The following is a 9,067-nucleotide window of genomic DNA, read 5'->3' as shown; positions in this document are numbered from 1 at the left end:
TCGCACCGGAGCCATGTCCTCGCCGCACCGGCTCCGATCAAAAAGAAGAGGCTCCGCGGCCTTGGGCGGATGCTTACGACTCACCTCGTCCGCTGTCGTCCGGAAATAGATCCAGTTGCGTCTTGAGCTAACGAGCCAAGGCAGTCGCGACAAATCACCAGCCTAGTACTGAGCTGCCGATCGTTTTCGGCTTCGATGTCGTCGTGCACGACCCACCAGGCTTCTGAATAAGGACGAAGGGCGAGTAATGCTCTCTCACGTTCCTTGTTGGGGTCGTGTGCAATGGAAGGATTTTTTGCGCGCCTCGTGCTATAAGGTAGATTGGGATTGCGGCCCAATCCATCCCATCCGACTGCATTGCTGCGGGTTAATGGCGCGGTCGTGCAGCCTGCGAGTAGACTGGCGACACTAATGGCGGTCATGAAAAATCGGCTAAACATCCACGGGGCCCAATGCAAGCGGCACAAGGCACAAGGTTCCGCAAACGGAACTTAAGGTGAGGCTGGTTAATCACTGATTAATGTCTCGACGTTCTCGTCCTGGCTGCGATCGGATGCGGTCCTTGTCTCCGGCAAAAGGGTATTAGCAGGTTTGAAGCGCGTGGTGATCAAGCTCAACGCGCTGCGAGGTCACGAGGGTCGCAGTTGGGTAGACGATAAAGGGTGCTATCAGGTCAAGCGTATCATGGTCAAGTTCTAGGCTGTGGTTGCAGAAGCAGCCTATGGTGCCGAGCACTGGATCGTGGTCCGCGGCCATCAAAGAACTGCAACGCCACCGATTTGGCCGGAAGGCCGAGACGCTTCCCGGGGAGCAGATGCTGCTGGGCGTCGAGGACATCCAACAGATCGCAGCCCAAACGGAAGCCGGGTGCCTCCGCGCTCCAACTGAAGCTGTCCTTGAGCGCAAGCCGGAATGGAGAGCTCGCCCTGATCTTTCAGCGCGGCCGGCGCATCGGTCCACTGACGAGGCGCTGATTCCTGATCTCGCGAAGCAGCAGCATCCGTTTGGTCTGTGCGGCGTTCAGTAGGCCCTCGAACAGGACCAGGATGCCGCGCGCCTGCACGTAGACTTCCGTGTTGATGGCGTGCGCATCGAAGCCATAGGACGCAAGGCGCGCGTCGATCTCGGTCGCCGCGATGGGGTCAAAGTGCTGGACGCCAAAGCGCAGGTCGAGCGACAGAAATATCATAGCGTGCTTGGGGTTTGCGGCGCTAGGCGGCGCCGAGGAAGCCGTGGCCGCAGCGAGCTGATGCAGTTTGAAGGGAGCCCCCGCGGGACGCCCAGGTCATGCCATCTGTCGAAAGTCGGGCCGCGCGCGGTACAGATCGTGAGCCAAGGCGCAAGCCCACGCTCGGATTCAGTCTCGCTGTCTGGCTGGCGGCGCACGGGCTTCTCTCTGAGAGATCATACCGGGTCGCTAGGCGTCCGAACAATGAACGCTTTGCGTCTTGCATAGCTGGGCGAAGGCAGCCTTAGCCTCGTTACTGCCAAACAAAAATGCGTTCCTTTGCCTTGCTTCTGACCCACCAGTCTGCCTCGCCTTGGCGAGCGATGCGGGAAGCCTCAGCCCTAAGCCGGTCAATTTCGCGCGGAGCAGCGCTTACGATTAGACAGTGCACGATTTTTGTCCTTCTTCACGAAATCCAATTAAACAAGAAATCCAATTAAACGACAACTGACGAGCGGGGATTCAGGAGCGCATCGCGTCGATAGCGTGTGCGATTAAAATGCCCACGCTCAAAACAATTAGAAAAATGAGCAACCAAGTATTCACGTCCACCTCCTGTCTTGGAAGTGAACCTTCCTGTTTATGCACAGTCAAAGGCATCGCGCAGGGAATCGCGATTTCAGCAGCGGCTGAGGATTCATTGCCACACGGCGGGCTATCGTCGGAACGCGAGGAAAAGGAGTGTGCCGACGATGGCGGTCGCGAGAAGTGGAAACCAAATGTCCGGCACTTCAGGAACTCCGACTCACTGCGTCGGATTAAATGCGAGCTGCGCTCTCAATTCTTCTAGTTTTCACTATTCTCCACAGCTCTAAGGAAGCGGCTGCAGCTCGCAACGAATATTCGCGGTATTATGTTCGTGGTCGGGCGCCGTCAGCATTCAAAGCTTTTCGGTCTGGCGTGTTCTTTAGCCAACACTTTGCGTGCAGATCCTTTCCTGGTCGAGTGTTCCAGGCTTCACACTTATCGCGAGCATCAAGCTTAACGAGTGACATTCGTTGCCAAGTTGCCGAGACCAGCCGCGCAGTTCTCCTATCGCGACCCGCTGGAAGCCGAATACCGTCAGCTCATCGAGCTGCGAGAGCGGGTCAGAAAGGCCGAAGCCGGGGCGTCAAAACGGTTTACGGTCGCGACAAGGAAAAAGAACCCGCCGCAACGAAGATGAATCCGCTCGCAACTCTGTTCGATTGCGCGCGGCCTGACAACCACCGAAGTAAGGCTGTCTAGAATGGTCGAGATGGCTTTGGTGGCAGGCTTGTGCGAGATGCGTGCAGTCGGTGGGACTACGATCGCTTTGAAACTAGCCCTTGAGCAGCGAGGACCAGGTCGGAAATACCTCGGATTTCCGGGCGATGCGCCGCCATCGCGTCTTTCCCGAAGATGCCCGCACGGATTAGCTCCGGCCCAATCGTATAATCAGAAGCGGCATCGTGAAGCCGTCCGACCCTTGTAGACGAGCCATCGAGGACCTGGGCCGCCTGCTTCCGCCTCGAAAGGGGACATCGTTGCGGCGACGAGATCCTATTTCGGATCGGCTCCGACTGGTTAAGGAACTGCATCCTCGCTGGCCTGCTGCATGCCGGCTCCACTTAAGGCGGACCAAAGATTATCGCAGCTGACTTGGACCACTCCTTCGAGATTTCAAGTTGATCTAGTTCGATGCTGCGCCCGTGCTAATTATCCTCAGTCCTGGCTCGGGTGTGGAGATATCGCTCCGACGATCCTCCGTCCGCCGAGCTGTCGCCGAAAATCCGCCCGCTGGTTTTCATTTTGTGGCCTTGCTTTGGCAAACCCGGGTTGGGGGCTGTGGACTTGCCCAATTTAATGCTCGCCCTCGGTTCGGGTGACATTCCCGCCGGCGCGAACCCGTTCCAAGATTGCCGCAAAACTCAGCGGCTACAAAATCGAAGCCAATCCGACAGGCGCAACGCATATCGGATCGTCCGGCTTAATCGGCGATGTCGACATTCTGCTCTGGAGCGAGGTGATTGACGTCGACGGCGGCGGTCGCGCGCGGGATACCTGTGTTTCGTCGGTGGACGAGGGCATCCATCCCGTTGCGGTGCAGCCAAAGAAGGCCCCGCGCGAGTTGCCGAAGATCGCTCCGATCGGGACCGACTGGAAGTCGCCGCGCTCGTCTCAGCGCGTCCGCAGCTTGCTTTTCCAATGGCGAAAGCTCTCGTGTCATCCGCGACCTCGAAGACCAGAACGCTTGCCGGGCACCTTACTCGATCCTCTAAACAGTTCTGTGAATTAACCCACATCCGAGCACATCACCGCAATTAACGGATCTGCTTCGCGGATCAGATCTCCTTTCCAACTCGCGCTAGAAACGGTCTATTTCCATTTTTCATTTTGAGCTCGCCCACTCTACGGACTCAATGACCGTGTCTCTCAATGCCAGTCTAATCTCCTCGCTCACGCTGACTTTTTGCCCGGTTTTGCGCGGTGCCCCGGGTTGCCAAAAGGCAGCAGTGTAGAATTAGGGAGTGCCGCGAATTAAACGCGCCCACGGGTTTTTCGCGCTCGTCACGCAATTACCGCTCTCTCGCCTTTATCGCTGCTGGTTACTGCAATTAAATGTGGATTGTGGGACCGTTTAATAAGCCGTGCCTTGTCCGCTGCTTGGGCCTGATTGATTAATGCTCTTAGAACCGGGGATGAGCTATGAACATCGATCATCTGAAGTTGCTCTCGCTTGACGAGCTTTTGAAAATTCACGACGAGGTGACCGCCAAACTTGGCGACACAATGTTGGCGGAAAAAGCCAGATTGGAGGAACGGCTGCGAAGGATCGGAATGGCTCACGAAGTCACTCGGTTTGAGCGTAAGCGCCGCCAATACCCGCCCGTTCGTCCGAAGTATCGGAATCCGAACAACCCGATGGAGACCTGGTCGGGGCGGGGCAGGGTGCCGCGATGGCTCAAGCCGCAACTTCGAGGTGGCCGGAAGCTGGATGATTTCCTCATCGCCCCGGCTTTTGAACAGAAGCGGCACATGACATGAATCATCGCGGCTGGCCTCCACCCCTGTCCTGCGTGGAAAAATCATGGCCGCACGGGCGACGGGTAGAACGCCCGCGCTCGGATGTCGGCCTCGCTTTCTGGCTGGCGGGACCTCGATGTCTTCGGTCAGCTGGTCAATGAGTTTTCCAGGACGCGGATCGATGCGAGCCTTGCGCAAAGCGAACGCTGTCATCGGAGCTCCGGATCTCCCCGAGGTGTTTGCGCGGCGGTTGCAAGTCTTGGCCTTGTTGCGCCCATCCAGCGTAGATTCCTGATCTCACGGAGGAGCAGCAGGCGCTTGGTCTGCGCGGCATTGAGCAGGCTCTCAAACAGGAGGAAAATTTCGCGCGCTTGCACATAGACTTCCGTATTGAGGGCGCGCTGATCGAAGCCATAGGTACCGAGGCGCGTTTCGATTTCGGTGGCAGCCATCGGATCGGTGCGCCAGCTCTGCCCGTTTTGCAGCGTATGATACTCGGCCTCGGTCTCGAACTCGGGGGCGATTCCAACCATATCGACCCGCCGCAAGGCGGCCTCAATCGCCTTTTGGCGATAGACCTCAAGAAGCTTGTGGCGCAGCGCGCGGTAGCGTTGGATTTCCCAGGACAGCTCGGCGACATCGATGGCGAGCAGCCACTCGATGGCGGATCGCGGCGCAAGGTCTGCGAGGATCGCCTGCCGTAGTGCCTGATAATGGTCGAGGTGTTCCCCGGGAAGCAGCATCGGCGGCGGCGCCAACGCCTCAAACTCGACCGGCAGCGCCGTTATGGTCAGCTCGCGCGCGGTTTGGAAGAGGCCGTTCATCGGGCCTCCGAACCAAGGCTTGCGGGAAGGGGCGCGATGCTGACCGCGGCCGGACCATGGACCGGGCTCGCCGCCCACAAGTGCTGCGCGACCGGTAACGGCGCGATCTGCAGGTTGCTCCACCACGCCCGCTCATTGCCATGCCGATGTAGCTCCTCGTGATGCGCGCGGCACAACGGGACGGTGAACTCATCGCTGACCTTGCAGCCGAGTGCTCGGGGTTGGGCGAATTTCAGATGATGGGCATCGCTCGGGGTTTGCTGGCAGATGAGGCAAGGCTGCTCGCGGACGAACAACAGGTGCGCCTTGCTGCGCTTGCGCGGCGATTCCTTGGGATGGGCGAGCCCGGTCTCGGGCAGCGCTGGCTGCAGCATGGCCTCGGCGTCCGCCGCAGGGGGCGGCGCTGTTGGCAGGCCTGGCGTGCCATCCAAGCCGACCGACTGCTCGGCCTGAGCACGGGCAGCGTCCTCAAGCTTGGCCTGATAGGCGGTCTCGACGCGGCGGGCATCCGGCTCCTGCAGGCTGTTCTTGAGCGGGAGGCTCGCCATGGCCCAGCCGAGCAGATCGGTGCTGGGGGGCAGAGCATCGAGCTGGCGCAATAGCTGCTCGCGGAGTGCGGCGGACTCGCCCGGCCGCAGCACCGGCGCACGGTTGAGAGCGCTCTTGCCGGGCGAGGCCTTGAGGTTGGGCGGTGCCACCGCCGGTGCACCGGCGACCGTATCCGGCGCGTCCAGATCATCCTCTCCCGCGATTCCGACCAGCGCGAACAGGGCGTAGCGTCGGGCGTAGGTGAGTGCCGCGCCCATCCGATGCGGCGCCTCGACGTCCCGCGTGGCGCAGACCGGCCAGTCCGAGGAGATCCACTCGCCGGAGGAATGGGCGAGCAGAGTGGTGAGGTGGATGTGGCCGGTGGTTTGCTCGACCCGGGTGGTCTGGATGGTGGCGATCTCTTGCTGGCTAAGGGTCTTGCGCACGATGTCGAGGCCGCTCGCCAGCGAGGCGTAGCGAAAGGTCCGGTCGTCATCGCGCAAAAACGGCGAGCGGATCTGCGCGGTCAGGGTCTTTTCCGGGTTGGTCAGCTCAGCTTGGGCGCGGGCCAGCGCCGCCGCGATCGCGCCGATATGCTCACTGGCATGGTGCATGGATGCCCTCCATCTCAACCGGATCAAAACTGACCGCGCCGGCTTTGGAGCGCTTGGCGCGAATGCCGTGGCCAAAGGCTTCCTTGGCATCCTCAGGCAGCAGCTTCTTGAGTTCGGTCTTGGCGAGTTCGTGCTCGGCATGGGCCGCCCGGGTGCGCAGGTAGGTCGCCGCGCACTCGGCCCAGAGATTGGAGGCGGTCATGTCGACGACTTTGATCGCGGCGAGCCGCGGGCGCGGGGTCTCGATCCCGAACAGGAGCGGCGGCTCGCCGCTCTGCACGCAGCGCCAAAACTTCTTTTCCGCGGTGAGCAGCAGGTGCTGGTAGAGCGGGTCGGCATGCACGGTGATCTCGACCCATTTGCCGCCGCCGGTGATGATCGAGAGTACGGCCGCGCGTGAAGCGACCACCCACATGTTGTGTTGCAGCTGCGCCATGTGCTTGTCGGCCGCCGCCTCCTCGGTAAAGGCCCAGGGCAGCATGAATTTGGCCTCGAACACCGCGCCACTCGGCGCGACGACGCCGTCCAACGTTGCCGCCATCCAGGAGTGGACCGGATGCCGAACCCGCTTCTGAATGTCGGTGACGGTCTGGCCACTACTACGCTGGTACCAGCTCCGGTTGAGCTCTTCGGTGGCGATGCCGAGCTGCACGATCAGGTTTTGCGAAAAATCGTGCGGCGCGATCTCGCCGCGCTTTTCCCGCCACAGGCGAATGAGCTCGTCCTGGTCGTCGCCCATGATGATGCGCGCGTCGGAGCCGCCGATAAAGGCGCGTCGGTCGTGGGGGTTGAACGTGATGACGGAGTGGGGCGCCTCGCCGCCGTCGGTTGAAATCGTGGTCACCGGTCTCTCCTTGGTTTGGCAAACGCGGCTTGCCGCCGCACCACCAAAAGCCCCGCAGTTGCGAGGAGAAAGACCGGGGCCATCGGTCACGGCCCGGTCCCATCAGTAACGCTCCTTTTGCGGGGGAATGCCAGTCCTTTCTGCAGCAAATTTGCTGCTGTTTTGGCCCGAAAACCCTTGAGATGTCAGGGCGTTGGAGCGAGCTTTCCAGGTGGCCGCGACGGGCACTAGCCGAGGACCTCGGACATGGCGTCAATTCGACAAATCGAAGCCAATCGCAGCAATGCCAAGCGCAGCACGGGCCCGAAAACGGCGGGTGGAAAGGCCAGGTCAAGCCAGAATGCGCTACGCCATGGGCTGGTGCGGAGTGGTGATCCCGCCGTGACCGATAATCTTGCCGCCGCGATTGCTTTGGGACTCGGGCATCAGGTCACGCCGGATTCAGCGATGGCGCTTGCACGGTCCAAGCTCGCGCTGCTGCGCACCCGCAGCTTGCGGCAGGAGATGTTGGCCGCGCTGGTGGCCGGCCCTCTTGCCGCAGAGCTCAAACGTCTTAAAGGGCTTGAGCGCTACGAACGCGCCGCTTTGATGCAGCAGAGCCGAACCCTTCGCTCGCTAAGCCTCAAGGAAGGTTGATGCATGGTCACTTGGCTTCGTTCTGGAAAGTTGCCGCACGGCCCCATGGCTGCGGCAAAGCTCCTCAACAGCCCACCAAAGGCTGACTGGGCTTAGCGCGTGGGCTGCTTGGCAGCCGAACCACGCGCTTTCGCCGACAGCACTTCCCGGAATAGCTTCACGGGATCAACGCTCAGCGCTTGGGCGATCGCGATAAATTCCACGATATCGATCCGTCGTTCGCCGCCCTCATATTTGGCGATGAACGATTGCGGCCGTCCGAGCTTCTTGGCCAAAGCATGCTGGCGGATGCCGGCCTTCTGTCGCGCTGCGACAAGAAGTTCGATCAGGCGGGCATGTTCCGCGGATCTCAGGGATTTTTGCATGACCGCCGGGCCAGAGAATCGGCGGCGGTCAATCTGATCCCGAACTTGGATTATCCCAAAACTGGATAATTTGGGTCGCCCGAGTTATCAGTGGGGCAGCCACGGGGCACCTTATGAAGGTTTCAGCGAAGACGGTTCGGTACATTAAGCTCGGTGCTGGCGGCCGGTGGGAGAACAGCCTGGACCGCGCTGAGCTGCACTTCGGCTATGGGTCGGTGACCCACGAACTTGCCCTTGAAGGCAACCGGGCGAAGATCATCGAGCACCTGATTGCGCTCGGCCGATCGCCGCAGGCCGCGGCGCGCGACGCGCAGGAGGTTGCCGACTTCTACGATTTGGACGAAACGTGTCTTTGGATCACCTTCGCGCGCGATCGTTTGTGGTGGACGTTTGCGGAGCCAAAGGTCACCTGGGTCAAACCTGATCCAACGCGTGCAGGTGAGCGCTTCAGGAAAGCCATCGGCGGGTGGCGCAACACCGACATCAATGGGACGCCGCTAACAATAAACTCGCTCAGCACCAAGCTGACCAAGGTCGCAAGCTATCGGCGGACGATCTGCGCCGTTAAAGCGCAGGACTATCTGTTACGGCGCATCAATGGCATCGAGGAGCCGATCGTCGCGAAGGCCAGCCAAATCCGGACCGCGCTGCTCGAGGTGACGATCGAGGCCCTGCAGCTGCTGCACTGGGCCGATTTCGAAACCCTCGTTGACATCATCTTTGCGCGCAGTGGCTGGAATCGGGTCTCGGTGCTCGGTGGCACCAAAAAGCTGGTCGACCTCGAGCTGGAGCATCCGGTGATTAACGAGCGGGCCGCAGTCCAGGTCAAGTCTGCCGCCAACCAAAAGACACTCAACGCCTATATCCGCCGGATGGACGCCACCGAACAGTTCGACCGGTTCTTCTTCATTTGCCATTCGCCGAAGGGGGCGCTGAGTGCCCCCGACGACCGCTCCGATGTTCACGTCTGGACCGGTCGCGAGCTCGGTTCGACCATCATGCGGCTCGGGTTGCACGATTGGGTGATGGAACGGCTCGCCTAG

At 60.6% G+C, this 9,067-nt stretch carries 9 protein-coding genes; 4 read left to right on the top strand and 5 right to left on the bottom strand.

The annotated features are described in order from the left end of the window. Positions 1-721: 721 nt before the first annotated feature. On the top strand, positions 722-1,027 hold the full coding sequence (locus tag JQ632_RS40165; protein ID WP_409363530.1) for a transposase: 306 nt from the start codon (positions 722-724) through the stop codon (positions 1,025-1,027). On the opposite strand, the gene JQ632_RS34980 is transcribed toward JQ632_RS40165, so the two are convergent. Then, positions 935-1,189 carry a hypothetical protein gene (locus tag JQ632_RS34980; RefSeq protein WP_249152759.1) on the bottom strand — a complete coding sequence of 85 codons (255 nt, stop codon included), beginning with the start codon at positions 1,187-1,189 and terminating at the stop codon, positions 935-937. The genes JQ632_RS40165 and JQ632_RS34980 overlap by 93 nt on opposite strands. Positions 1,190-3,895: 2,706 nt before the next feature. Between JQ632_RS34980 and JQ632_RS34975 the strand changes: the two genes are divergently transcribed. Further along, positions 3,896-4,234 carry an H-NS family nucleoid-associated regulatory protein gene (locus JQ632_RS34975; RefSeq protein ID WP_212407279.1) on the top strand — a complete coding sequence of 113 codons (339 nt, stop codon included), beginning with the start codon at positions 3,896-3,898 and terminating at the stop codon, positions 4,232-4,234. A gap of 188 nt (positions 4,235-4,422) precedes the next feature. On the opposite strand, the gene JQ632_RS34970 is transcribed toward JQ632_RS34975, so the two are convergent. Genes JQ632_RS34970 through JQ632_RS34960 form a run of 3 tightly spaced genes read right to left on the bottom strand, consistent with a single transcriptional unit; the run spans position 4,423 to position 7,023 of the window. After that, a complete protein-coding gene (locus tag JQ632_RS34970; RefSeq protein ID WP_249152756.1) occupies positions 4,423-5,037 on the bottom strand; it encodes a hypothetical protein in 615 nt (204 codons plus the stop codon). After that, complete coding sequence (locus JQ632_RS34965; protein ID WP_212407278.1) at positions 5,034-6,179, bottom strand: ERF family protein; 1,146 nt, start codon at positions 6,177-6,179, stop codon at positions 5,034-5,036. Before JQ632_RS34965 ends, JQ632_RS34970 begins: the two co-directional genes overlap by 4 nt. Then, on the bottom strand, positions 6,163-7,023 hold the full coding sequence (locus tag JQ632_RS34960) for a YqaJ viral recombinase family protein (protein WP_212407277.1): 861 nt from the start codon (positions 7,021-7,023) through the stop codon (positions 6,163-6,165). Before JQ632_RS34960 ends, JQ632_RS34965 begins: the two co-directional genes overlap by 17 nt. A gap of 246 nt (positions 7,024-7,269) precedes the next feature. Between JQ632_RS34960 and JQ632_RS34955 the strand changes: the two genes are divergently transcribed. After that, positions 7,270-7,659: a hypothetical protein gene (locus JQ632_RS34955; protein WP_212407276.1), complete on the top strand. Its 390-nt coding sequence runs from the start codon at positions 7,270-7,272 to the stop codon at positions 7,657-7,659. A 92-nt stretch (positions 7,660-7,751) separates the two neighbouring features. Here JQ632_RS34955 and JQ632_RS34950 read toward each other — a convergent pair whose 3' ends face one another. Continuing rightward, a complete protein-coding gene (locus JQ632_RS34950) occupies positions 7,752-8,024 on the bottom strand; it encodes a helix-turn-helix domain-containing protein (protein ID WP_212407275.1) in 273 nt (90 codons plus the stop codon). Positions 8,025-8,137: 113 nt separating this feature from the next. Here JQ632_RS34950 and JQ632_RS34945 point away from each other — a divergent pair, with 113 nt between their 5' ends. Further along, on the top strand, positions 8,138-9,067 hold the full coding sequence (locus JQ632_RS34945; protein WP_212407274.1) for a restriction endonuclease: 930 nt from the start codon (positions 8,138-8,140) through the stop codon (positions 9,065-9,067).

The sequence above is a fragment of the Bradyrhizobium liaoningense genome (assembly GCF_018130955.1).
GTDB lineage: Bacteria > Pseudomonadota > Alphaproteobacteria > Rhizobiales > Xanthobacteraceae > Bradyrhizobium > Bradyrhizobium liaoningense_C.
Note: the sequence above shows the minus strand (reverse complement) of the source record. Positions and strands in the feature narration are given on the sequence as shown.

Excerpts from the sequence above, each read along its gene's own strand:
- JQ632_RS34965 (WP_212407278.1), bottom strand. The coding sequence starts at position 6,179 with ATGCACCATGCCAGTGAGCATATCGGCGCGATCGCGGCGGCGCTGGCC.
- JQ632_RS34945 (WP_212407274.1), top strand. The coding sequence starts at position 8,138 with ATGAAGGTTTCAGCGAAGACGGTTCGGTACATTAAGCTCGGTGCTGGC.
- JQ632_RS34975 (WP_212407279.1), top strand. The coding sequence starts at position 3,896 with ATGAACATCGATCATCTGAAGTTGCTCTCGCTTGACGAGCTTTTGAAA.
- JQ632_RS34950 (WP_212407275.1), bottom strand. The coding sequence starts at position 8,024 with ATGCAAAAATCCCTGAGATCCGCGGAACATGCCCGCCTGATCGAACTT.
- JQ632_RS40165 (WP_409363530.1), top strand. The coding sequence starts at position 722 with ATGGTGCCGAGCACTGGATCGTGGTCCGCGGCCATCAAAGAACTGCAA.
- JQ632_RS34970 (WP_249152756.1), bottom strand. The coding sequence starts at position 5,037 with ATGAACGGCCTCTTCCAAACCGCGCGCGAGCTGACCATAACGGCGCTG.
- JQ632_RS34980 (WP_249152759.1), bottom strand. The coding sequence starts at position 1,189 with ATGATATTTCTGTCGCTCGACCTGCGCTTTGGCGTCCAGCACTTTGAC.
- JQ632_RS34955 (WP_212407276.1), top strand. The coding sequence starts at position 7,270 with ATGGCGTCAATTCGACAAATCGAAGCCAATCGCAGCAATGCCAAGCGC.